At 34.7% G+C, this 25,287-nt stretch carries 19 protein-coding genes and 11 pseudogenes; 10 read left to right on the forward strand and 20 right to left on the reverse strand.

Translation table 11 applies throughout. The features are described from left to right. The 3 genes and pseudogenes from AZF08_RS31305 to AZF08_RS15810 form a co-directional block, all read left to right on the forward strand. On the forward strand, positions 1 to 360 hold a 360-nt coding region (locus AZF08_RS31305), incomplete at its 5' end, for a DDE-type integrase/transposase/recombinase (protein WP_235604061.1). A 172-nt stretch (positions 361 to 532) separates the two neighbouring features. Further along, positions 533 to 1,006, forward strand: coding sequence for a hypothetical protein (locus AZF08_RS15805; protein WP_063177309.1), 474 nt, complete (start codon positions 533 to 535; stop codon positions 1,004 to 1,006). 283 nt (positions 1,007 to 1,289) lie between these two features. Next, positions 1,290 to 1,860, forward strand: a pseudogene (locus AZF08_RS15810) (IS6 family transposase); the annotation flags it as partial. A 62-nt stretch (positions 1,861 to 1,922) separates the two neighbouring features. Here AZF08_RS15810 and AZF08_RS15815 read toward each other — a convergent pair. The 10 genes and pseudogenes from AZF08_RS15815 to AZF08_RS31310 all read right to left on the reverse strand — a co-directional run. Next, positions 1,923 to 2,318, reverse strand: a pseudogene (locus AZF08_RS15815) (IS4 family transposase); the annotation flags it as partial. Positions 2,319 to 2,451: 133 nt separating this feature from the next. Further along, positions 2,452 to 3,090, reverse strand: coding sequence for a class I SAM-dependent methyltransferase (locus tag AZF08_RS15820; protein WP_033679010.1), 639 nt, complete (start codon positions 3,088 to 3,090; stop codon positions 2,452 to 2,454). Positions 3,091 to 3,447: 357 nt separating this feature from the next. After that, a pseudogene (locus AZF08_RS15825) lies at positions 3,448 to 4,502 on the reverse strand (MATE family efflux transporter). 12 nt (positions 4,503 to 4,514) lie between these two features. Continuing rightward, entirely contained in the window at positions 4,515 to 5,354 is an 840-nt protein-coding gene (nikE, locus tag AZF08_RS15830; RefSeq protein ID WP_033679005.1) for a nickel import ATP-binding protein NikE, read from the reverse strand. A gap of 31 nt (positions 5,355 to 5,385) precedes the next feature. Continuing rightward, positions 5,386 to 6,225 (reverse strand): ABC transporter ATP-binding protein, encoded by an 840-nt coding sequence (locus AZF08_RS15835; RefSeq protein ID WP_033679006.1) that lies wholly within the window; start codon positions 6,223 to 6,225, stop codon positions 5,386 to 5,388. Positions 6,226 to 6,240: 15 nt separating this feature from the next. Further along, a complete protein-coding gene (gene nikC / locus AZF08_RS15840) occupies positions 6,241 to 7,074 on the reverse strand; it encodes a nickel ABC transporter permease subunit NikC (protein ID WP_033679007.1) in 834 nt (277 codons plus the stop codon). Next, positions 7,071 to 8,015 (reverse strand): nickel ABC transporter permease subunit NikB, encoded by a 945-nt coding sequence (nikB, locus tag AZF08_RS15845; RefSeq protein WP_033679008.1) that lies wholly within the window; start codon positions 8,013 to 8,015, stop codon positions 7,071 to 7,073. Before nikB ends, nikC begins: the two co-directional genes overlap by 4 nt. A gap of 21 nt (positions 8,016 to 8,036) precedes the next feature. Continuing rightward, a complete protein-coding gene (gene nikA, locus AZF08_RS15850; RefSeq protein ID WP_033679009.1) occupies positions 8,037 to 9,662 on the reverse strand; it encodes a nickel ABC transporter substrate-binding protein in 1,626 nt (541 codons plus the stop codon). Positions 9,663 to 10,841: 1,179 nt separating this feature from the next. Then, a complete protein-coding gene (locus AZF08_RS15855; protein ID WP_051725910.1) occupies positions 10,842 to 11,081 on the reverse strand; it encodes a hypothetical protein in 240 nt (79 codons plus the stop codon). A gap of 215 nt (positions 11,082 to 11,296) precedes the next feature. Then, positions 11,297 to 11,509: a class I SAM-dependent methyltransferase gene (locus AZF08_RS31310; RefSeq protein ID WP_051725912.1), complete on the reverse strand. Its 213-nt coding sequence runs from the start codon at positions 11,507 to 11,509 to the stop codon at positions 11,297 to 11,299. Between the two features lie 970 nt (positions 11,510 to 12,479). On the opposite strand from AZF08_RS31310, the gene AZF08_RS15865 reads away from it, so the two are divergent. Next, positions 12,480 to 13,631 carry an anion transporter gene (locus AZF08_RS15865; protein ID WP_033677669.1) on the forward strand — a complete coding sequence of 384 codons (1,152 nt, stop codon included), beginning with the start codon at positions 12,480 to 12,482 and terminating at the stop codon, positions 13,629 to 13,631. A gap of 426 nt (positions 13,632 to 14,057) precedes the next feature. Here the strand turns inward: AZF08_RS15865 and AZF08_RS15870 are convergent. Next, a pseudogene (locus AZF08_RS15870) lies at positions 14,058 to 14,234 on the reverse strand (IS6 family transposase); the annotation flags it as partial. Positions 14,235 to 14,474: 240 nt separating this feature from the next. Then, positions 14,475 to 15,014: a helix-turn-helix domain-containing protein gene (locus AZF08_RS15875; RefSeq protein WP_033677671.1), complete on the reverse strand. Its 540-nt coding sequence runs from the start codon at positions 15,012 to 15,014 to the stop codon at positions 14,475 to 14,477. Positions 15,015 to 15,173: 159 nt separating this feature from the next. Between AZF08_RS15875 and AZF08_RS15880 the strand changes: the two genes are divergently transcribed. The 3 genes from AZF08_RS15880 to AZF08_RS15890 are packed head-to-tail and all read left to right on the forward strand — an operon-like array spanning position 15,174 to position 17,100. Next, positions 15,174 to 15,413: a PLD nuclease N-terminal domain-containing protein gene (locus AZF08_RS15880; protein WP_033677673.1), complete on the forward strand. Its 240-nt coding sequence runs from the start codon at positions 15,174 to 15,176 to the stop codon at positions 15,411 to 15,413. Further along, complete coding sequence (locus tag AZF08_RS15885) at positions 15,410 to 16,315, forward strand: ABC transporter ATP-binding protein (RefSeq protein WP_033677675.1); 906 nt, start codon at positions 15,410 to 15,412, stop codon at positions 16,313 to 16,315. Before AZF08_RS15880 ends, AZF08_RS15885 begins: the two co-directional genes overlap by 4 nt. Then, positions 16,312 to 17,100, forward strand: a complete 789-nt coding sequence (locus AZF08_RS15890; protein WP_033677678.1) for an ABC transporter permease — start codon at positions 16,312 to 16,314, stop codon at positions 17,098 to 17,100. Before AZF08_RS15885 ends, AZF08_RS15890 begins: the two co-directional genes overlap by 4 nt. A 351-nt stretch (positions 17,101 to 17,451) precedes the next feature. On the opposite strand, the pseudogene AZF08_RS15895 reads toward AZF08_RS15890, so the two are convergent. The 5 genes and pseudogenes from AZF08_RS15895 to AZF08_RS31320 form a co-directional block, all read right to left on the reverse strand. Continuing rightward, positions 17,452 to 17,895: pseudogene (locus AZF08_RS15895) on the reverse strand (N-acetyltransferase family protein). A 42-nt stretch (positions 17,896 to 17,937) separates the two neighbouring features. Next, complete coding sequence (locus tag AZF08_RS31780) at positions 17,938 to 18,063, reverse strand: hypothetical protein (RefSeq protein ID WP_265182927.1); 126 nt, start codon at positions 18,061 to 18,063, stop codon at positions 17,938 to 17,940. Positions 18,064 to 18,078: 15 nt separating this feature from the next. After that, a pseudogene (locus tag AZF08_RS31315) lies at positions 18,079 to 18,297 on the reverse strand (EamA family transporter); the annotation flags it as partial. Positions 18,298 to 18,514: 217 nt separating this feature from the next. Continuing rightward, the gene (locus AZF08_RS15905; protein WP_033677681.1) at positions 18,515 to 18,865 is read right to left on the reverse strand and encodes a DoxX family protein; all 351 of its coding nucleotides are present in this window, start codon (positions 18,863 to 18,865) and stop codon (positions 18,515 to 18,517) included. A 519-nt stretch (positions 18,866 to 19,384) separates the two neighbouring features. Continuing rightward, positions 19,385 to 19,516: pseudogene (locus AZF08_RS31320) on the reverse strand (YolD-like family protein); the annotation flags it as partial. Between the two features lie 270 nt (positions 19,517 to 19,786). Here AZF08_RS31320 and AZF08_RS29940 point away from each other — a divergent pair. Next, positions 19,787 to 19,942: pseudogene (locus tag AZF08_RS29940) on the forward strand (IS6 family transposase); the annotation flags it as partial. Between the two features lie 75 nt (positions 19,943 to 20,017). Here AZF08_RS29940 and AZF08_RS15910 read toward each other — a convergent pair. Then, positions 20,018 to 21,337, reverse strand: a complete 1,320-nt coding sequence (locus AZF08_RS15910) for an aromatic amino acid transport family protein (protein ID WP_033677683.1) — start codon at positions 21,335 to 21,337, stop codon at positions 20,018 to 20,020. A gap of 1,056 nt (positions 21,338 to 22,393) precedes the next feature. Between AZF08_RS15910 and AZF08_RS15915 the strand changes: the two are divergent. Continuing rightward, positions 22,394 to 22,621 (forward strand): annotated as a pseudogene (locus AZF08_RS15915) (IS4 family transposase); the annotation flags it as partial. A 38-nt stretch (positions 22,622 to 22,659) separates the two neighbouring features. Here AZF08_RS15915 and AZF08_RS15920 read toward each other — a convergent pair. Further along, positions 22,660 to 23,342: pseudogene (locus tag AZF08_RS15920) on the reverse strand (IS6 family transposase). A gap of 64 nt (positions 23,343 to 23,406) precedes the next feature. Here AZF08_RS15920 and AZF08_RS28785 point away from each other — a divergent pair. Then, positions 23,407 to 23,577: pseudogene (locus AZF08_RS28785) on the forward strand (IS4 family transposase); the annotation flags it as partial. Between the two features lie 161 nt (positions 23,578 to 23,738). On the opposite strand, the gene AZF08_RS15925 reads toward AZF08_RS28785, so the two are convergent. Continuing rightward, positions 23,739 to 25,154, reverse strand: coding sequence for an amino acid permease (locus tag AZF08_RS15925; protein ID WP_033677686.1), 1,416 nt, complete (start codon positions 25,152 to 25,154; stop codon positions 23,739 to 23,741). Between the last annotated feature and the right edge of the window lie 133 nt (positions 25,155 to 25,287).

Consider the following 25,287-nt stretch of genomic DNA (forward strand, 5'->3'; position numbering starts at 1 on the left):
AAGTGCTTTTTCAAGAAAGCCTTGGCTTTTTCGTACGTTTCTAAACCTCGCGTGATAACAGTAGATAAGAACCCTGCCTATCCTGTAGCAATTCAAGCGTTAAAAGAAGAAAAACATATGCCCGAAGGCATAAAGCTAAGACAAGTTAGATATCTCAATAATATAGTGGAACAAGATCATCGTTTTATTAAGAAACGTRTACGTTCTATGTTAGGGTTCAAGTCTTTTGGCACAGCTACATYCATTCTTGCAGGAGTAGAAGCCATGCATATGATTAAAAAAGAACAGATTGATTTACAGGATCAGTCTGTTCAAAACCAGAAAGAATTCATCCATCAATTGTTTGGGCTAACAGCATAAAATACAATTCCGCTAGAAATATATGCGCTATATTCTCTTTTATTTTACTGTTCAAAACCAGAAAGAATTCATCCATCAATTGTTTGGGCTAACAGCATAAAATACAATTCCGCTAGAAATATATGCGCTATATTCTCTTTTATTTTATCTTTGCATCAGAACCGCAAAAGATATGGACAACACCAAGATTTGGGAAGGTGTAGGGCATTCTGTCGTACTAAATAAAGTACTAAGTAAAGATGTACACTTATATCCAGACTATGATCATGAATTGATCAAACTAGTGTTAGATAGATATGTAAGATTGTTTAATGAAAGAGTAATACACATTAGAGGATTAAAGCGTTTTGTAAAAGACATCTTTGGGGATGGATACAAAGAAATTCTGTTGAATCCTAAGGGTGGCGATCCATCTAAGATTTGGATGTATTATCTGGTATTCTTGTTAGGAAGCCAAGAAGAAGAGCAAATAGACATAAATCTAGTCAATAGGCTGATAAAAGAAAAGTTCGGTCTATTAAATAATGAGCTAAAGCTTGATAATAAACGGAATGAACAGATGCTTAAACAAATCATAGAGACAGAAGGGTACAGTGAATTACTAAATAAAGGTGCGGATAAAATCCGAAATACTTTGTTTGATTAAGCTTTGAAATGTGATTCTATCCTGTATTCATTTGATGGTAAGATTCAAAATTCAGCTCACATCTCAAAAACTAAGAATACTTTTCATTTTGAGATGTGAGTGTTTTTTTATTCATAGTTATATATAAACCTAGTAATTCAAAAAATCAAACATAGAGTGATGTGGATCTATAATAATCCAACAATTTTCCATTTCATCTCAATAAGATAACAATTCTTTTGATTTTGAGACAGAATATTTTCATGAAATCAACTACCGATAATTTATCTTATGTTAACTATATGAACGGGGATTATCTTTGGTTCATACAACCATTATGCGTTGGGTTCATCAATACGGTCCTGAATTAGATAAGCGAATTCGACGTCATCTTAAATCAACCAATGACTCGTGGAGAGTCGATGAAACTTATATTAAAGTAAAAGGTCAATGGATGTACTTATATCGTGCAGTTGATTCAGAGGGGAATACCATTGATTTTTATCTAAGTAAATCAAGAGATAAAAAAGCAGCCAAGCGCTTTTTCGTATGTTTCTAAACCTCGTGTAATAACAGTAGATAAGAACCCTGCCTATCCTGTAGCGATTCAAGAGTTGAAAGAAGAGAAACATATGCCTGAAGGCATACAACTAAGGCAAGTTAAATATCTCAATAATATAGTAGAACAAGACCACCGGTTTATTAAAAGGCGAGTTCGTTCTATGTTAGGATTAAAATCATTTAAAACAGCAATCTCTATATTGAGTGGTGTTGAAGCCATGCATATGATGAAAAAAGGACAAGTGGTTTTACCGGACAAGTCCGTCCAAAAACAGAAGGAATTTATTCATAAATTGTTTGGCTTAGCTTCATAAGATAGAAATGTAGAGGAAATTGCTATTCTATGTTTCTAACTAACATTTTTGCACCAGAACCAAAATACATCTGGAAGTTGAAATGCGGTTGAATCTAAGATACGAATACGCTTAAAAATAGAAGTATATGGAGAAGAAAGAAGCATAGATGAAGATAATTTTCGGTCGAGAAGTTTGGCTAATACTTGCTGTAAAAACTGCACAGCTGTAACGTTAAATCGTTGATTCAGTCCTTCAGGACTGATAAGTACTGCTGTTGATGCTTGTTGGGTTAAGGAAGTTTTCGCTACCCCTTGGCTTATCCATACGCATAAAGATAGTAGATCTTTTGCTTGATACTTACTAGCTCGCTGTACAAACCCAACATCTCTAGCAATGTTCTGTAAGATATTTGGAGATAAAAGACTCTGAATCTCCTGTGCAAATAATTGTAACTCGTCAGATATAGAAACAGACATACAAAAAACGCCATCCTTTCCTATGATTCTACAGAAAGAATAACGTATTCTTTATTTTTTGGATATTTTAAATTGCATATAAATAGACTTTTTTAATTGTTTTTCACTATAAGTACATTACAATGAAGTTATTCTACTTCTTTACTCTACCTATATACACTAATCCGTTAGAACGGTTACCATTCATTGTTACGTATTCTACTTTTTCATACTCTAATTTCTCGAAATGCTTTGTCCATTCCTTTACACGCTTTTCACTATAATGTCGCAAAACAGCCCCATCAGGTAATTCAAATACACCATATGTACGATACCTATCCTGATACTGCTCATAGCGTGCTTTATTTCTTTCATCCTCATTTAGTAAAAAATCATTAATATAAATAATACCCTCTGGTTTTAATACCCTTTTAATTTCATTTAAAATAGAATCCTGTTCTTGATTTAGATGTACACCGGTTAGAACTGCAAATAATAAAGCTGAATCAAAAAAATTATCCGGGAAGGGAAGTTTTCCGCTTTTAACAATATTAAAATCAATAACCACATCATTTGATTTAGCTCGTTTAATCATCTCTTCCGAAAAATCCACACCATATAGATTCGTAAATTGTTGTTTTTTTAATTCAAGTAATGTTCTTCCGTACCCGCAGCCATAGTCCAATAATGGTGCATCCTTATTTACATACTTTGAGAATAAGTCAAGTTGAAAAGGTGTCGTGAATTCTTTTTCATTTGCTACTCCATTCCAGTATTCTTGCTGTTTATTCATATGTGGCAACATTCCTTTCCCATAAATTCCCTTAATTATATTCCTAATAAAAAGAAAAAACAGCCTTTACATTCATTTGTTTATTTGATACAGATCTGAAATAGCTATAAAAAGCGCTTCCTATCTCTATGATTCTACAGTGGTCTGACCCCATTTGGTGAGACCATTAATAATTGTACGAAATGAATAGCGTTTTTCTTGTATTAAGACGATGTGGTTAACTACGATAGGTAAAGCTTCGATGCTATCTCTGCCTTTTCTTCCGCTCCAACTGTATCCACAGCTTGTTAAGAATTAGGGAATTTTAAGGTGACATGACATGCGTCAGGCTCCATAATTGTAAAGTGTTTTAGTATTCTACGCTTGAACCGAAAATAGCCTTTTATTTAACTTTGGAATATACATTACTAAAAATACAGAACGTCCTATACTAAATACGATAAAGGCGAACCATAAGCCGTGATTTTGAAAGCTAGACACTGCGATAAATTGAGCAACGAGATAAGCAATCAATGCCAAAATCATCGAGTTTCGAATGGGTGCTGCTTCTGTTGTTCCTGTAAAAATACCATAAATAATAATTCCAAAGCTTGCCGAAAGAAGGAATAGCGTAATCCATATTCCATAGCTGTTTGCCAACTCAATAACACTTGGTACACTCGTAAATAGTGTAATTATATTATGACCAAACAAGGTGTAAATACCTGCGATAAAACAGGACGAAAAGATCGCCCACTGACACGATAGTGAAAGTGTCTTTTTGTACAATTGTTTATCTTTTTCCCCAATTGCTTTTCCTACAAAAATACTAGAAGCATTCGCAAATCCGTCAAAGCAGTAAGCCATGATGTAATGAATTTGGATAAGAACAACATTTGCTGCCAAAACCTCTGTTCCAAAGGAAGCCCCTTTCGCTGTGAACATATTAAACATGGTTAACAAACAAAATGTTCTTATGAATAAATCGCGGTTAACGCTAATCATTTTTTTGAACGAAGCAAGATTAAAAATTTCTTTTAAAGGAAGCTGCTTACATGTAAAAGGAACAGCCTTCCATATAATGATGATACCTATCATAAAGGCCATTATTTCCGATATTAAGGTTGCCGCAGAAGAATAAAAATATTCCCTACTACAATTGCCACTACAAATGGTCTTGTTAGGGCTAAAACCCCTTGCATATCACCGTTTGCTCCATACGCTTGAGCAGCAAAGCCCGATGTACTCACTCGCAAAAAACCAAATAACCAATACATCGTATTAAGAATGATGGTTCCTACAGCCACTCCCCCAATATAAGCAGGTTCAGGCAGCTGCCCGACAACTGCTGTATCTACAGCCCCTAATAAAGGGGTTGTTATAGTTGAAATGATCAAGGGAATGGCTAATGTAAGATAGGATCGATGATTCATAGTTTTCCTCCTTCATCTCTCATGCCAGAGAATGGGAGTAATGCCCTCTCCAGAAAGAGAACGGTAACGGGGATGCTCGGAAAGAATGGACGAGAGCAAAGTTTGCACAGCGGGGTGCCGCGAGGTAAAAAACTGATCTTCATTTTCGCATAGTTCAACTACTTCCCCTTTCTCCATCACAGCCAAAGCATCAGAGATAGAATAGGCAGCTTTTATATCATGTGTAATAAAAAGGTATGAGAGACCAAAAGCTGACTTCAACTCACTCAACAAGTTTAAAATGTTTGTTTGGTTGACCATATCCAAACCACTTACCGCCTCGTCTAATACAATTAGCTTCGGTTTTAAGGAAATCGCTCTCGCAATATTAATTCTTTGCAGCTGTCCTCCGCTAAACTGATAAGGGTACTTTCTCATGTCCTCACGATTCAGACCAACTCTTTCTAGTAACTCTCCAACAGTCCGCTTCTGTTCATCTCGGGACATTCTTTCATAGTTTTGTAACGGTTCGATAATAATTTGTTCCGCAGTCATTCGTGGATTTACCGAAGAGTAGCAATCTTGAAACACTACTTGAAGATCGCAGCGAAGCCGTTTACGGGTGGTACGGTCTGTGTTATAAAAATCATGTCCCTGAAACAGAACCTGTCCCTTTTGCGGTTTCTCCAATCCAAGGATTACTTTTCCAAGCGTACTTTTCCCAGCTCCGCTCGTTCCGAGAAGACCGAGACACATTCCTGGCTCTATGGAAATAGAAACGTTGGAAAGTACCTCTTTTCGTTGATCCGTTCTGCCAAACAAATTATAGGAACCATACATATGCGTTACGTCCTTAACCTGCAGTAAACTCATGGGCTCACTCCCTATTTTTAAGATAATAATGCTACTTCAATAATGTTAGAAAATCCTGAGATCTTTCGTTAAATTGCAGCGTCGGTCGAGCATGAAGCAACTTTTTCGTATACTCATGCTGTGGATGATCAAATAGCTGATAAACGTCCGCTTTTTCTACAATTCTTCCGCGCTGCATCACAATGACATCGTCAGCCAGTTCTGAAATAACTCCTAAATCATGAGAAATTAATAGGATAGACGTACCATATTCCGAACGAATAAAATCCAACTGCTGCAGCACCTGCAATTGGTTTGTTACATCTAACGCTGTTGTTGGCTCATCAGCAATAATTACAGATGGCCGCAGGCACAAGGAAATAGCAATCATTACCCGCTGCAGCATTCCTCCGCTTAGCTGAAATGGGTATCTTCGCATGATGTCTGAAGGATTTGGCAAATTCACGTCTTGCAAAGAGGCAACAGCCAGTTCAAATGCTTCCTTCTTTGTTAAAGCGGTATGAGTGCGAATCGTTTCAATGAATTGGTTGCCAATTGTATATACAGGGGTAAAAGCGTTCATTGGGTTTTGCATAATAAGAGCAATCTCTTTTCCGCGAATACGCCGCATCTCCCTCGCACTTAGTCCATTTAACTCTCTGCCGTGCAATTGTATGCTACCTTCTATACTCGTTGTTTTATAGTCTAGCAGTTGCAGGAGTGACAAGGAAGTAACTGTCTTGCCGCTTCCGCTTTCTCCAACAAGTCCGAGCACACGCCCAGGCTTTAGTTCAAAATGGATGCCCTGTATTAAGGGAATTGTTTCAGTGGAAGTTTTCACCTTTACATACAGGTCACTTACCACCAAAACATTATGCTGTTTTTCTATCAATTGTCTCATTCCTTTTTAAAAACTTCGTTTTACTCCAAAGCGATCTGATAAAGCTTCTCCTAGTACATTGAAAGTGATAACAACGAGCATAATCATTACACCTGGATATATCATTAACTCCGGATTGCTTCGTATATATGATTTTCCTTCGTGAATCATAGCACCCCACTCCGGTGTGGGCGGCTGAATACCAAGTCCTAGAAACGACAGGGCAGAAATATCCATAATAGCCCACCCCATTTCGAGTGTCCCCATCACGAAAATCGGAGGAAGGACATTTGGGATAATATGTCGCCTAATAATTTTCCAGTGCGAAGCCCCGTTTATTCTCGCGGCCGCAATAAAATTCTGCTCCTTTAAACTAAGCACTAAGCTTCGGAACATTCTAGCGTAATACACCCACTGCACAAGCACCATTGCTAAAATCACCTGTTTCATCCCAGGACCGAATATCCCTACGAGTCCAAGAATCAGCACAAGATTTGGGAATGCCATTACTCCCTCGCAAAATCTCATCAATACAAGATCAATCCAGCCTCCCTTATAACCGGCAAATGTTCCGATAAGCAAACCAATCCCTAAGGAAGAAATAAAAATTAAAGACGCAATCCCTAAGGAAATCCGAGCACCATGTAAAAGACGGGACAGATTACATCGCCCCAAATAATCAGTACCTAATGGATATTCCATAGAAGGTGGCTTTAGTTTTAATGCTAAATTCACTTGAATTGGATCATGCGGAGAAATCCACGGAGCCAAAATCGTAAGCATAAAAAGAACGATTAAAGTGAATGAGCAGACTACGATGGTGGTTTGATGTTTGAAAACACCTCTTATACTCGTAATCATTGGTCCATTCCCCCTTTCCAAGAAATGCGCGGATCCATATGCATTTGCAAAATATCTACAATTAAGTTGCATAAGATAAATAGACAGGCCGCAAGAAACACATAGCATTGGATGACTGGTATATCCCGGTTAAAAATCGCCTCAATAAAATAACGGCCAAACCCGTGCCATGAAAAAATGGACTCAACAATAATCGTTCCAGTCAATAGCTTTCCAAAATTCATCCCAATCCCCGTAATCATCGGCAAAATTGCAATTTTCAATACATGCTTTACCATAATGATATGCTCATGAATGCCTCTTGTTCTCGCATACAAGACATAAGAATCCTGTAAATTCTCCAGCACACTAATGCGTAGCAAACGAGTATAAATTGCAATGAGCGGCAAAGCCAATGTTACGGATGGAAGAATCAAGTGCATCCATGTTCCTGCTCCCTCCACAGGAAACAGATTAAACTTCACTGAAAACAAATAAATTAATAAATAACCGAGCCAAAACTGCGGAATTGAAGCACCGAAAAAAGCCAGAACTCGACTAAACTGGTCCACGACACCATTTTTCCTCACTGCAGCTAAAAATCCGATAGGCACACTAACGAGTACAGCTACGAAAATACTGCTAAAGGCGAGCTGGATCGTTGCAGGCATCCGGTACACAACCTCCTGCCAAACTGGCTTGTTAGAAAGATAGGATATACCAAAATCAAGTTGGCATATCTTAATAAGAGATTGAATATATTGCACAAACAGTGGCTGATCTAGGCCAAACTCCTGTCTTTTCTGTTCTAACATCTCCGCTGTCGGCTGAATATGAGCAGCTGCCAAATATGCTTCAGCAGGGTCGACCGGCGACAGATGAATCAATAAAAAAGTAAGAAGTGTGGCAAAGAGAAAAATAGGAATGATGGCAAGAAATCGTTTGATAATATAGCTACCCATTATTTCTCCTCCTGCCGTTTCCTAGTTATTAATGTTAATTCCAGTGAATGGATGATCATCACGATTTGCCGGGAATTCAAAGCTAGTTACATCCTTTTGATACATAGCTGTTTTCTTAATATAAGAAATTGGCACGATTGCTGCTTGGTCCTGCAATGTCTGTAGGATAGAGCTGTATAATTCTTTTCGTTTTTTCTCATCCGTCGAGGCAAATACTTCTTTTATTTGTTGATCAAGCTGTTGCTTCACTGGCAAGTTTGACAAAGCATCTGAGAATCCAAATCCGTCCATTGAAACAATGTTAAGGAAGGTATGTGGATCATATGGAGCTCCATAGTTACTGTAGAAGTTCAAGTCAAAATTATTTTCGCCAAAACGTTTTACTTGAACAGGCAGCTCAACACCAGTAATATTCAGCTCAACACCTATCATCGCCCACTCAGCTTGAAGAGCTTCTGCCATTGCCTTTTGGATTTGGTTTGATTTATCATACATCAACTCAAGCTCCAATGCTTTACCATCTTTCTTTCGAACACTTTTTCCGGATGGCAGCTTCCATCCTGCTTCTTCTAAATACTTCTTCGCTTTTTCTACGTCATACTTAATAGGCATTGTTTTAATATTGGTATATAGGAGGTTTGGAGCCAAAATATTGTCTGCCTTCTCTTCCAGTCCAGAAGTTACTCCTTCTACCATCGCTTGCTTGTTAAAACTATATTGAAGCGCTAAACGTACCTTGATGTCAGAAAGCTGCTCTTTTGTCGTGTTCATAACCAATTGTCTTGTTGCAACAGGTTCAGAAATACTTGTTTTATATTTTCCTGACTCCTTTAATTGTTTAAAAGCATCTAAACTAATAGCGCCTTCTCCATAAATTAAATCGAGTTCACCTTTTTCGAAAGCAAGCACTCTCGTCTCTGCATCAGGAATTGTTTTAATTACGATTTTGTCAACTTTCGGACTTTCACCCCAGTAATTCGGGTTGCGAGTAAATACCGCATATTCATCCTTCTTATATTCCTCTAGCATCCAGGGGCCCGTTCCAATAGGTTTCTTCACTCCTTTTGAAGTATCACCATCATCCGGGAAGCCTGCTTCACCTAAAAAGCGTACTGGACGGACTACCGCTAACTCCTGCAATGTTGGATAATAAGCCTGCTTTAATGTGATTTTAAAGGTAGAATCATTTACTGCCTCAGTCTTATCAATCATGTTGATTAATCCTAGCCAGCTATGCATTTTCACATTTTTCATAATCGCATCAAAATTCTTTTTCACGATATTCGAATTAAAAGCGTTTCCGTCAGAGAATTTTACATTTTGACGAAGTTTAAAAGTATACTCCTTGCCGTCCTCAGATATTGTCCATGATTCAGCCAGCGCTGGCTCCAGCTTACCGCCTTCTTTATAGCTAACCAATGGTTCGTAAATCATCGCTTGTGCAATCAATTGCGAAGGATTGTAAACATGCGGATTCACCTCTCCTATATCCCTCGGCCAAGACAAAGTGAGAGTTTTTTCTTTATTACTCGTTTCTTTTTTAGCTGCCTGCTCATTATTTTGTGGTGTACAACCCACAAAGACAATAGACAAGAGTAGAATCATTGCTGATAGTAATATACCGATTTTCCTTTTCTCTCTAAACATTAGTAAATACTTCCCCCTTAATATTAATAAAACAAACAAAAAGGCTTGTTCCAAAACTCATGATTTACGACACTATTTTTAATTGTAATCAACTTTATTTTCACTAGCACCAAGAAAGATATTCAGACATATTACAGTCTGAATATCTTTCTTGGTTACATACTTTTCTTTTTTGAATTTGCAGTATCTTGATAATGCTCCCAATATTCAATGTTTTCAAGCCCTTTAATACTTCCTTTATAAAAAATAGGATCTTTACCAGCAAATACTTTGTTTACATAAAAATACATTGTCAATTTTACGGTATCTCAGGAATCTTTAACTCTATTTTCCTCTATAGATAAAGAAAATCATTAATAGATTTCTTTAATATCAGATAAATATATGAGAAGACTTTTTGCTGTTCATTTATTAAAATATGTGTTTGTTGGTGTAAATCAAGGTTGCGAACTCACCCCTTACATGTTTATAAAAATCCATTCTGATAGTAATCAATAGTGATTAGGTGATTTCTTGTTAATTATCTTAAGAACATGGATTTATCCCCTTTCTCACTACTAATCTATATAAATAGCCTGTAAGTAAAAGAATATAAGCTAAGTAAAAAATTCAAAGACCTCACCTTAAAGCGCTTTCGAGAATAAACTAATAGAAACATATCTTTAATTTATAATCAAAAGTACAGAATCTTACCCAAAAGTACAATTTTTTATAAAATAATTTTTAAAACATTTAAAAATTCATTTTGGCGCAAAAACTTCGAGATAATCATCGTGAATTTCTAAGAATATGGAGTTAAAATTACGACAGAAAATATATAAAAGGTACCGTTCTATACGTGGTAATACACATATCGCTATCAAGAGAAAGTTAAGAAATCGAATTCCCTCGCATTCATCAATTTAAGAAGTCTATTATTCCTTAAAACGAAAAAAATGAGCTGAATTGTAAGAAACAACTGTACAGAGATAAAATTTTCGTTTTGGGATACTTCGAAATCTTAGCTTGATAGACATGGGGTACCGACAGCATTTCGGAAAAAAACCATGCTAAGGCTAGGTCACGGGGGTGCGTACATTTAATGGGGGAAAATCATGCAATAAGTATTAATAGACATTATTCATATATATAGACAGGACCAACAAATTTTAGTCTCAATTTGTTGGTCCTGTTTTATTCTTAATCAACGTTAGAACCGTACATGAAATAGTAATACATAGCTTGTTTTAGCCACTCCTCTTCTTCCGCTGTAAATGGAGATGCAGGCATTAGATACTCTTCCTTTTCTATTTCATCGATATTTTTAACCATTTCTTCATCCATAAGCTCCATTGCAGAATAGAGATATTCATTAGCTCGCTGCATCCATCTACCCACCAATTCTTGGACTTCTGGATCATCTATCGGTTTTCCAAACAATTTTTTTACTCCTTTTGTAAAACGAATATATTCTTTAACAGATGTTATTAAATCTTCTTTTAATTTTTCATTTATACGTTCATCATTACGTCACCTTGTTCAATCAGCTTGCACTCGTATTCAATTAACCTATACATATCTTGAAAAAAAATGCCTATATCTGTCCCTAAGACTTTTATTATATGACGAATATTCCTTTTTCCTAGCAAACAATTTTAATCCTCAGGGGCAAATTTATCAAATATAACGATATGTCCTTTTGGCTTGGAAACACGTATCATCTCTCTCATAACTTTTTTGGGATCGGGTATAACGCTTAAAATGAGACTTGCGACTACAATATCGAATTGAGGATTTTGTGCGTCCATATGAAAGAATTTAACCTGATTATCAGGGTACTTTTCTTTTGCCTTTTGCAGCATTTCCATTGAGTAATCAATGGCTGTTGTATCTAATTAATCAAATGGAAAGAAAGCCAAATCTCCTCCTGTCCCTACTCCAACAAATAAAACCCTTTGACCTACCACTATTAAGAAAACATCATGAACAGGTACTCAACATTTATATAAAACGATTCCAGCTATTATTCATTTTCATCCCTCTCATTTCTTTATAATTTCATACTATCATGATTTGTTAAGGAAGAGACAGAATGAGGCATTATCGGAAGTGGGATTCCCTAGGAAATCCGCATGGGTACTGGTTTACTCGCAATCTTCGAATTTATTTCGTATGCAGAATTTTATGCAATGCCCGAGCGGCGCGGGTTCTGGTCTCCCTATCCTTTGACAAGTCTCCCTACTTTTCTCATAAAATCATGCATACTTTTTGTTCTTTTAAAACTTCATGTAAAGTAATTGAAATCAAGGCTGGATAACCCCTTTTCACGAAATGTTCAAAAAACATAACATTTAGTTTATATATGATATTATACTTAAAACAACATTAGTTTTTCTCAACTTAACCCCTAATGGGGTCCCGCCAACATTACGCGGATTTACAACGTTAAGGGCTCTAAGAAGAAAAAATTCCTTATTTCAGTCACGCTAAGAATCTGTTTCTATATGTCATAAAGTGTTTTGCAGGGATGACATATTACAAAATTCCCATTCAGGGCCTTGTGACATACTCTTTTCTAGACATATCGGGCCTGTCATAAAGCATACTTTTTGACAGGAGCCACAAATAAAAAATACCTTATATTATTGTTGTTGTTTGAAAACGTTAGTCATATTACTCCATTTAAGGGCCAGATTATGGAACAACTAATTGACAAGAAAAGCTATTAAATTTATTGCAATCTATGGCCTTTGTTGGATATATATTAAAGAATGCTTATTTAGGGTAAGAATTGTTCTTCCGTTTCCTTCTATTAACATAGATTACAGGTGGTGCATTGTGAAAGAAGTAATATTCGTCCAAAATAAAAAAAGAATCCTTATGAAATTTGTATTTTTAAAAAAGGATATAGTGCTTACCATTTCACTGATACTAGCAGTTGTAAGCTGTTTTATATATCCGCCAAGGCTCGAATATATTAACTTTGAAGTGCTGGTTAGCTTATTTAATCTAATGGTGGCCATAAAGGCCTTTGAAGAGCTAAAGTTATTAGACAAACTTGCCGTTGCTATATTGAATAAATGTAATAACAGCAGGTCAATATCAGTTATTCTGATTTTGTTATGCTTTATTTGTTCCATGTTTGTAACGAATGATGTCGCTTTGCTCACTTTTGTACCAATAACACTTGTCATTAGTAAAAAGACACAAATGAATATGATGGATACGATCATCCTGCAGACAATTGCGGCAAATATCGGAAGCAGCTTGATGCCTATGGGGAATCCGCAAAATTTGTACATCTATTCTTACTATGGAATTAAGCTCATCCCATTTTTGGGTTCAATCCTGTTATTAGCTGTGCTTGGCATCAGTTTGTTGTTTATATTTACTCAAAAACTTCATAAAACAGAATTAAAAATAGAACTTCCTGTTATTACCATAAAGGATCGAAAAAAAGCTACAGTCTGGATCCTGATACTTGTCATTATTATTGCATCTATTTTTGGAGTCATTAATTATTACATTGCGCTAATAATTACATTGATGACAGTATTTATTTTGAATAGAAAATTACTATTTAAGATTGATTATTTTCTTCTGATAACCTTTGTCTGTTTTTTTATTTTTATTGGAAATATTTCTAACTCAAATGCAATGGAGACATTTGCTCGCGCCAATTTAAGAGGAGATACATCAGTCTTTTTTAGTTCCATATTTTTGAGTCAATTGATTAGCAATGTGCCTGCTTCAATTCTCCTGTCAAACTTTACTTCTGATTGGAAACCCTTATTATTAGGAGTAAATATCGGAGGACTTGGAACAATTATCGCATCTTTAGCCAGTGTAATCTCCTATAAACTATTCATTCAGGCCAACCGTAAAGAGAGCAAAAAGTATTTAATCAAATTCAGTGTTTACAACTTTTCATTTTTAATCATACTTGCATGTATACAATACTTCATCTTTAAATTTCTAAAAATCTTTTAAAAAAATGATTACCGATGGGAGTATAAAAACCTATAGTGTTCTTATTCCTTTTCTGAAGTAATGAAAAAAGCCCAATTTCTCAGCATTAAATTGAGAAATTGGGCTTTTTAATATCGGTACGTTTAAGGGGTACGGCAGCCATTCCTTCTTTTTGGAGCCACTCACAAAAGTGGTCTTTTTTATGCGATTTTACTATACCGAACTAGATTTCAGTGTAGTTTTTGTTTATAATCCATTATTTTTTCTTTACCGAACATACTAAAATAAGAGTATGTTTAATGAATTATATAGGGGCCTCGCCACATGCCCATCAACTTAAGAATTACTACTGATAATGGGTGTCATGTAAAGGAAGGCCAGTACATAACAAAGAAAACTTTATCATATTTTACTATGAATAGTTTGTATATTATGTAAAGTAAAGAGATGCATCAAATTTCCATATTCATGGACCCAGCGCATGATGGTTGTAGGATGAACCAAAACACCACGTTCCTTCAGTATTTCAGATACATCGCGATAACTTAAAGAAAAACGAAAGTAATAGCCAACGGCTATTAAAATAATAGCTTTCTCGAACTGTTTTCCTTTAAAATATCCCATCTGTGATTCTCCTCGTTTTCTTTTCCGAAAGTGTAGCGTAGTTTAGAAAACTTTGCAACAGAACCTTTTTTCATTTTGGGGAACAATGAATTTCTTAAGTTGATAGGCATGTATAGTGAACCCTTATTATGAATTTTAAGGATAACATCATCATTCAAATGACTGTCGGAAATATAATGAGTTACTTGTCGTACATTCCAATTGTCGGCTTGTTACAAACGTTAATATTATTTAATTTGTTTAAATATCTGGAATAATGGTAACAGCTATTGTTCGAACTGGTGCATCTATTTCATTGCTCGCGGTATGGTAGTATTTAGTTATTAATTCATTTAATTCGCTTTGGAGTTGTATAAAGTGTTCCTCATCTATCTTTAATTCTACTAAAGAAAAAGTAGCACCATCTTCCCTACAGTTTTGCTCTTCTAATTTCTTAAGATAACTTTGATATTGATCCATAATTGATAATTGATAATATGAAACATAATCAAGTTTCTTCTCATTAGAAGCTTTTTTCCAATCTTCTACATTAAGTCTAGCCTCGATTTCATTTAAAGCGTAATATTTCTCGGAAACAGATTTCACCTTTTTTTCTTTAATAACGCGAATAATGCCAGAATCCAACATGATTTGTATATGTCTATATAGAGTTGCTTGAGGTACATCTTTAATAATTTTCACCATTTCTAAAGGGGTTAATCCATTTTCTTTATTCCTCATTAGTACCTGAGAAATTTTTATTCTTACTGGATGCATTAAGACTTCAACTTTATTACCCATAATGTTCTCCTTGTTTGTGTTTATCGATTGTTTTTCTATTTACCCATCAATTACATTCTTATTATAAATAATGAGAATGGGTATTGCAATGCACTCCTTTTAAAGTTATCATTATCATTATCAATAATGATAATGATAACTTTAAAAGGAGTGTTAAAAATGCAACTGCACTATGGGTTTGATGAATTAAAAAATATTGACTTAATGGCTTTTATCCCCATAATATTGCCGTTTATTGCAGTAGGTACCCTATTAGTTTTAATTGCATTAATTGATCTATACAGACATAGAAAAACTAGAAAAAGCGTTCTGATTTGGACATTTACTATACTTTTTGTTAATACACTTGGTCCAATTCTGTACTTTGTTATAGGGCGAAAGGATAGTGAGAGAATATGAAATTGGAAATCAAAAATGTGACGAAAACATTTAAAGAAAAAATCGCTGTTAATAACTTCTCGATGGAACTGCAATCGGGAGAATGTGTCGGCTTAATTGGACCGAATGGAGCTGGGAAATCAACATTAATAAAAGTGGTTTCAGATATTATTGACCCACACGCGGGCGAAGTTTTGCTGAATGGGAAAAAAATTTCGAAAATGAAAAGGGAAATAGGCTACCTGCCACAGTACCCTAACTTTTTTCATTGGATGACAGCGAAAGAAACACTTACGTTCATGGGACAACTTTCTGGATTGCAAAAAGAAGAATTAACAAATTCAATACCTGAAATTTTGACAAAAGTTGGACTAAGTGGTGAAGAAAATTTAAAAGTTGGCACATTTTCCGGTGGAATGAAACAGCGACTCGGTATTGCACAAGCACTATTGCATAAGCCTTCGCTTATTGTCATGGATGAGCCAGTATCCGCATTAGATCCAATCGGCCGAAGAGAAGTGTTAAATCTGATCAAAGAAATAAAAAAAGATACAACGATTTTATTATCAACCCATATATTGGGTGATGCGGAAGAAATATGCGAACGATTTGTAATTATAAAAAATGGATCAAAAATAGAAGATACAACAATCACCGAATTGTTAAACTGCAATAGCAAAGATAGGATAAGCTTAGAAATCACAGCGAAAGATCAAAATTGGATTGACATTGTAAAAAGATTACCTTATGTAAAGGAGATAGAAATCATTGGGCATAAAATCAAAATAAAAGTTAATAACATCGAAAAAAACAAAAATATGTTACTAAAAAATGCACTTGAGCATGAAGTGGACATCGTAAAATTTGAAGTTGATAATGATACTTTAGAAGAAATATTCTTAAAATTGGTGGTGGAAAAATGAATAAATTTATTGTACTGATAAAAAAAGAATTTGTTCAAATGGTACGTGATTTTAAAGTTATTTGGCTACCGATCGTCTTTATCTTTTTAGGGATAACTCAACCTATAGTAACTCATTACTTGCCTTCAATTTTGGGAGCATTAGGCGGTAGTCAGGGTATTACAATTGATCCGAGCATGACAGCTCAAAAAGGTGGAGAAGTACTAGCTAGTACATTAGGATCTCAATTTGATCAGCTCGGACTTATGATTCTTGCAATCTCAATGATGGGTATTATTCAAATAGATAAAGAAAATGGCATGCTGGCCTTTATTTTAACACGACCTGTTACTGTTATTTCGTATATATTTGGAAAAATTGTATCAAATTATTTGATAGCAGCTTTTAGTGTAGCAATTGGATACTTTGCTTCTTATCTATATGTAAATTATCTTTTTACAAATGTTCCATTTTTACATGTGATTACTGCACTATTATTTTATCTTGTATGGGTATTTTTTATTGTATCTTTTACAACGATGATTAGTACTATTTTTAACAGTCAGGGTATTATCGCATTAATTTCAATTGTTTTCCTTATAGGTTGCAAAATTATTGTAGGTTTAAATCCAGTTATAGATTTTGTAAATTCAGCAAGTATGAGCAAACATGCAATGGAAGTCTTAATCACAGGATCAGTAAATTTAAAAGTAATAGATAACGTACTAGTAACGCTTGTTTGGATTGTACTAATATTCTCTGCAACGTATTATTGGATTGCCAATAAAAAATTTAATCACGAATAAGCAAAATGAAAAGAGGTCTACCACATTGGGCTGTCCCATCGTTATCAAGCTAGGGTTTTGAAGTCCCCCCTATAAATAGAAATTTTCTTTCTCTATAGTTAGTTATTTTGAGAATTCAGCTCATTTTTGCGTTTTTGGGGTATTTGCTTTTCTTAGCTAGATAGCGATGGGGTACCGCCAGCATTTCGGAAAAAAAAACACGCTAAGCAAATTTCGACATAAAAAGCTGAAATTATGACAAAGATGCATCAGCACGTAAGTGCTGATGCATCTTTGTCAACAACCTGGGAACTCATTCTTTAAACTAGTAATTCCGCCTACATTTAAAGATATGCACTCCCTTATTTACATTCACATCAAATTTAAAGAATAATTTAGGAAAGAAGTATCCTTTTGATAGCCATTCTTTTCATACAATTTTTGCGCATTCGTATTCTCAGGAGCGGTTTGAAGTTCTAATGATTTGGCATTAAATTGAATAGCATGCAATTTTGCTTTATCTAGAAGGGCTTGAGCTATTCCTTGTTTTCTTGCTTCCTCTTGCACATATAAATCATTTAAAATCCATGTTCTCTTCATAGAAACGGAAGAAAATGAGGGATATAACTAAGTAAAGCCTAGGTATTCTCCTTCATGAACTGCTACAAAAATAACAGATTCTTCATTTTTTAAGCGGTCTGAAATGAAGGATTCAGCATCCTCATAATCAGAAGGTTGCTTATAAAAGATACGATATAAATTAAATAAATGAGAAACACGTTTCAGATCCGTTATTGTTGCTTGGTATATATTCATAATTCCGCCTCCTTAATTTATAACAATACCATTTCTTTATACTTATTCGTAATTACGTTGTTTCCTCATGTTGCTTTCTCTGAAAATCTTTTTTAGTTTAAATGACTGTTTTTTCTCTTTTATCTTAACTGTGTCAGGTTGAATGGTGGTGGTTAACATGACACCCACCCTAATGCCTCCTATAATCGTCATTAAGGTGGGTGTTTCTCCTAACCATACCCTAGCGATAACAAAAGATAAAAAAGGAGTGAGGTAAAGAGAGCTTGTAGATTCTGAAGCTCCTCTATGTGTGATAAGAAACCCTAATAGTATATAAGATAAGACTGTAGGGAACATTCCTAAGTATAAAGCACTCCATGTTGCTTCTTGTGGAGCTTTTGTATGTCCTTTACAAGGGTACATTTTAAGAAATGAAGGGGCTTCCCATTCACATAATCAGTAAAAGCAGAAGTAAAGTGGTACTAATTTTTTCGGCATTAGTACTCTTTGACTAATCACCATTTTAAATAAATCTTATACAATATTTTTTAATAATTATTTATTTTAAAATTATATTTATTCAATTAAAATTGTTATTTATATAATTCCTGTTATTTGAAGTGGAAGTTTATAGCTAAGTTTAAGAAAATACATTTAAGTTCCAAATAATTATCGTCGTAGATAATATTAAACAGAGTGTTGCAGGAATAATCATTAAGATAGATTGATGTGCCCGAAAAATATGAGCATGCATGGCTCCGACCATGAGAACTACTAATAATATATTTGATCCCAGAGCTAAGTATTGATTCCAGATACCACCGATTATTCCTATTGCTCCAACAATTTCAATAAAACCGATTATACACATGAGCCATAATGGATATTGATAGTGTTGCCAATGTTCAACCTGAAAAGGTATACGGAAAAGTTTTATGAATCCCCCTACTAAAATAAAAATTGCTAAAACTACCTGGAGAACAATCATCATTCGAGTTCGCTCCTTTTAAGATCTTGTTTGTTTCCGTTTTCATTTACAAATAACTAGATATATATGTATTTTATAAATAACAGAAAGAGTAACATACATATTTTAACGTTTTTATACGCTAAGAACTAAATAGTAGCTAAAAAAGTTGTTCATCAGGATGACCTTACTGTTTACATATTACCTAACAAATTCACTTTGTTTTGCTGACTATACCGTGACTCATAAGTAACCCCCTCCTGTTAGTTTGTTCTTGTTTAACTATTTTCCCCCCTCCTTTTCCTTAATTTTATCATTTGGAGAAATTAATTTATTGTACAAATTTGGATGAATAGGATATTCATGTGAGGTTGATATACCCGTCATATTATTAGTAGTCAACGATGCATAAAATTTTCGTTATGGCGGTAATTAAAAATCTTAGATTAATGGCAAAGGGATGGTACCCCATTAATCCTTTTTTCTCTATAACTAAAGAAAGTTATTAATACCAGATAAACAAATGTAGAAGACCTTTTGCTATTCATCTATTAAAGTAAGGGTTTGTTGATGTAAATCAAGGTTGCAAACCCGTCCCTTACATGTTTGTAAAAATCCACTCTGATAGTAATCAATAGTGATTAAGTGATTTTTTGCTAATTTTCTTAAGAACATGGATATATCCCCTTTCTCACTACTAATCTATATAAATAGCCTGTAAGTAAAAGAATATAGGCTAGGTAAAAAATTCAAAAACCATCCTTTAAAGCGCTTTCAAACATAAGCTAATAGAAACGTACCTTTAATTTATAATCAAAAGTACAGAATCTGACCAAAAAGTACAGGTTTTTATAAAATGATTTTTTTAATATGGGGTCCTACCACACATCCATCAACTTAAGGATTCGGACTATTCTTAAGTTGATGGATGTGGGGCGGCACCCCAATATGCTTGGATTAAAATCATTGCAAACAGCTAAAAAAGTGATTGCTGGAATAGAAGTTATGCATATAATCAAAAAAGGACAAACTCCCCAAGGTGAGAAGTCTGTCCAAAAACAGATATATCTTATCCATGATCTCTTTGGTTTAACAACATAAAATTCAATTCCACTAGGAATCTTTCGTTCTTTTTTCATATCCCACTATTTTTGCACCAGAACCAACAATAGTGAATTAGAATAATGACTTAATACTTGCTAGGACAGTAAGTACACCTATAACAATGACAAATACATTGCTCATTTTCCCTCTGTATTTAGCTAGTACTGGTACTTTACGGATCGCATACATTGGTAATAGACATAAGATAGCAGCAACTAACGGACCGCTAAGGGCATCAATGAGTCCAAGAATACTTGGATTTGCATAAGCAACATACCAGCATGTTAATACGACAAAAGCAAGGATCATTGTCTTAACTGTTTTTTCTTCTATAGCTTTTCCGCGTGTTTTACTGAACTTGATAATCATGTCACGCATTACCTCATATGCTCCTATATAATGGCCAAGGAAGGACTTTGTTATGGCCATAAAAGCAATGATAGGAGCTGCAATAGTGATTAGAGGCGAATTAAGCTCATTAGCAAGATATGATAGAATTGACAAGTTCTGTTCTTTTGCCATTATAAGATCATTTGGAGTCAAACTCAAGGCACTGCTCCAAACAAAGAACATAACAACAGCGAATGTCATGATATAACAAACTTTTTGTATTTGAGCACATTTGGCATCAGTAGCCTCTATTCCATAGGTAGCTCTCTGTTTCACAACAAATGACGAAATAAGAGGAGAATGATTAAACGAGAATACTATGATTGGTAGTATCATCCATATCGTTCCAAAATATCCTGTTCCTGTTGAAGCAGTAGAAACACTTGAAAAACTAAGCATTGACGTATTCCACTGTGGAATCAAAGATATTGCGATAAAAAGTAGAGAAGCTATGAAAGGATATACTAGCATGCTCATTATCTTTACAGTGATATCTTGACCAAAATTTAGTATAGCTATAAGACCGAGTACTAATACAAGCGATAAAATGGCCCTTGGAGGCTCCTTCATGTGCAATTGATTCACGATAAAACTACTTGCAGTATTTGTAAGTGCAACCGAATACATCAGCACGATAGTATAAATTGAGCCGAAATATACTATGTTAAAAATTATACTTGCCTTATTTCCGAAATACTCTCTTATTGTACCTGTAATCCCCTCATCAGCAGAATTGGAAGCGTATATCATTTTAGCAAGCGCCCTATGTGAGTAATACATAACAGGATATGCAAGTATGGTAATTAACAGTAATGATAATAAACCACCTGAACCTGCATTAATAGGTAAAAAGAGTACTCCTGCTCCAATTGCTGTTCCAAAAAGGCTCAATGCCCAGGTAGTATCCTGTTTATGCCACTTTTTAGGTTCTGGATATTTCTCATTTTTTACTGCAGTATTTTCAGCTTGAAATTCTATTTTTTTTGCAGTATTCCCATTCATATAATAATTCCTCCTTTAATCGCGGTATGAGCCAAGGATAATCCTCGTTCCTCCATCATTTCTACTACATCACGAAAACTTAAGTTGTCAACGTACTTTTAACAAAATAAGATCTGGCTGATAACGGTTCCATTTTCATATTGAATAAACTTTCCTTCTGATCACACACCTTTTTTAGAGTAATCGTATCAGTATGTCCAATTTTAGAAGATTACTTGCAAGGTCTTTAGAATTTTTACACCAGAACCAGGTTTGATATTTTCTCCGGAGGTAATAGATTATCTCTCGACGCCCTCATTATAACTTGTATATTTATAAGTTTAATATTTTTTTATTTTTAGAAAGATTGAATAAACAGAATTTTGAATAGATAATAAATTACACTTGGCATGTAGCAATTGTGTCTATTGCTTGAAGCTGTATTAGTTAGTAGAAAAGCAATAATAATACAGAGCTCCTTTGATTAACACATTGATTATATTGGGAACTCATTATAAAGGGTCACTATATCATTCTGGGAAAATTGTACGCTAAGGACTACAAACCCTTATCATTACATTATCTTATAAAGATGAATACATGTTCAGAAAAATAAAAACCTAAGTTTAATTGAACATGATTATAGCTAGAAAACGTTGATATTATTGAGTTTTATCCTCTGTTCATAAACATAAGATTTTCTGAACAAATATCTCTTAGCGTACAGCAAAAGGGGTTAATTGTGACAAAAATGTGTCTAAACGTACAGGATTCCCGGAATGATATGGTGAGGCCTATAAAGATAGTTATATTTTCCTTTGTTGAAACAACTTATTTTAGACGTGAAAGCTGTTGTAATAGATGATTAATGTAGATGGAAAGGAATAAATTAAGGGAATATAAAATCATTTTTAGATATTTATTATTCATTTTGCATTTATATACATTTTTCAGAAAAAAGGAACTTCTTTTCAGGGTGCCGATACATCGCTATTAAGCTAACAAAACTAAATTTCCTTAAAATGAAAAAATACGCTATTCTTTCTGTAGAATCATAGGAAAGGATGGCGTTTTTGTATGTCTATTTCTGTATCTGATGAATTACAATTATTTGCTTCAGAAGTTCAAAGCTTCTTATCCCCAAATATCTTACGAGATCTTGCTAGAGATGTTGGTTTTGTGCAACGAACTAGTAAGTACCAAGCAAAAGATTTAGTCGCTTTATGTGTATGGATGAGCCAAAATGTTGCTACCACTTCTTTAACTCAGTTATCTAGCTGTTTAGAGGTTCTGTTGCAAAGTTTGAAAAAAGCATAAACAGATTGATAAATGAGGAGAACTATTTAGGCAGTGATTAATAATTTTTGTAATTCACTGTATGCTGAAAAGACGGAGTCTGATCGAAGACTTCGTCTCTGTTTATATATCGCTTGAATTGTTTCAACTCCTTTTATTGTTCGTGAAGCATGACGAAGATATTGAAACCCAGCCGACTTTGTAAACCGACGTTTCACGTGCCGATGGTCTTGTTCAATGAGATTATTAAGATGTTTGAGGGTACAGTGTTTTGTATGAGTGTAAACACCATTTTTCTGTAATTTTTTAAATGCGCAAAGTAATGCAGGGGCTTGATCTGTAGTGAGAACCGTTGGTTCTCCAAAATGCTTTACCAATCTTTTCATGAAAGCATACGCTGCCTGATGATCACGTGTTTTTCGAAGTTGAAAGTCTAATGTGTGACCATCGCTATCAATCGCACGATATAAATAACACCATTTTCCCTTGACTTTGATATAGGTTTCATCTAAATGCCATGATGGTTGGGAAGTTTTGTTTTTCTTTTTCCAGATCTGATAGATAAGATTTCCATATTCATGAACCCAACGCATGATCGTTGTAGGATGAACCGAAACCCCACGTTCCTGATCTCAGATACATCTCGATAACTTAAGGAAAAACGACAATAGTAGCTAACAGCTATTAAAATAATATCTTTTTTAAATTGTTTTCCTTTAAAATATCCCATTTGTCATGCTCCTCAATCTATTTTGCAAAAGTGTAGCTTACTTTTTAAAACTTCGCAACAGAACCTTTATCAATCTTTACAAAAAGACACCCAAGAATTAACAAAGATATTGTTTCGTCTATTTAATCTCTTACAGAAAAACGGACGAAAATCTCATAGGTATGAGAAGAAAACGGTCTTTGATATCTTAGGCGTTGTATACAACATTTCTATGTCTCACAATCAAGTAGCGTAATCCAAAAAATTGAAACCCGATAGGGTTTATTTAGTATGCAAATCTTCAAGGGGTTTAAAATGAATATTCAGAAAAAAGGGAAATATTGCATGAAATTCAACTTATATAAGCTTAGCTTGATGGCTATGTGGCGAGACCCCTAATAGCATTTCCTGTGGTTATTATCTCGCTATTTTATCATGTGCTTTTGAAATTTTTTCCTCATTTAAATTACTGTGCTTTATCGAATAAACGAAATATATTACTGCTCCAATAGTTATCCAAATACTGAAGTACACCCATGTTCTTAATGGTAAATTTAGCATTAAGAATACACAACATACAATTGAAATGATTGGTAATATGGGTACAAACGGTACCATAAATCCACGTTTTAAATTTGGGTGTATTTTACGGAGGATAATAACTGATACACTAACTAGCGCAAACGTTACCAAACCACCAATATTAACTAAATTCGCTAATTCTTTTAAATCAATAAATCCAGCTATCACAGAGCTTCCTATTCCCGCCAATCCAATTGTAAAGGTTGGTGCTCCAGTCTTTTTATTAATCTTCGCAAGTGATTTTGGTAACAGTCCATCACGACTCATTGCAAAGAATACTCGTGTTGCAGCGTACATGGTCGAGAAAATAACAGCCATAAGGCCAATTACAGCCCCTGCAGCAATTACACCAGCGACTTTCCCTTGCCCTACGACTTCCATTACATAAGCCATTGCCTCAGGGACATTTAATTCTTTATAGGGAACCATTCCTGTCATAACAAGGCATACTATAATGTAAATAAGTGTACATATGATTAACGATACAATAATACCGATGGGAAGATTACGTTGTGGATCTTTTACTTCTTCTGCCGAAGTTGCTAATATATCAAATCCCATAAAAGCGAAGAATACGGCTGCTCCACCAGCAAAAACTCCACTTAAACCGTATGGTGCAAACGGTACCCAGTTCTCTGGCTTTACATAGAATATACCAACCATAATAAATAATATAACCATTCCAATTTTAATGAGAACCATAATGTTATTGATACGTTTACTTTCCTTCGTACCACGCGATAACATCCATGTTAATATCAATGTAATGATTACCGCTGGTAGATTCATAATACCACCTTGTGATGGAATCGTTAACAGAGCTTTTGGTATCTCTAATCCAAATCCACTTATTAAATTGTGGAAATATCCTGTCCATCCACCAGCGACAGCCGCTGTTGCCACGATATATATTGAGAGTAACGTCCAACCTACTAGATGAGCCACAAACTCACCGATTGTTGCATAGGAGTATGTATATACACTACCTGACGTCGGGAGTGTAGAAGCAATTTCTGCGTAACATAATGCTATAAATCCACAAACAATTGCTGCAAGTACAAATGAAAAAATAACTGCTGGACCAGCATCTCTCGCTGCTACTAATCCAGTTAACACAAGAACTCCTGTTCCAATTATCGAGCCTATTCCTAACATAATTAAATCAAATGCTCCTAATGTTTTCGTTAAGGTCTTACTTTGATTATGCTCTAACAATTGTGTAACAGATTTCTTTTTTAATAACTTACTCATATTCTCTGTATCCCCTTTTAAAAATAAGGTATGTTCTTCTAATTCTTGTAGTATATATAAATTTACTTAGATATTAGCTAGCCCAAAACTATCATCTTTACATTATATAGATTTAAAATATTCGATAAATTTA

Source organism: Bacillus gaemokensis (genome assembly GCF_001590835.1).
GTDB classification, from domain to species: domain Bacteria; phylum Bacillota; class Bacilli; order Bacillales; family Bacillaceae_G; genus Bacillus_A; species Bacillus_A gaemokensis.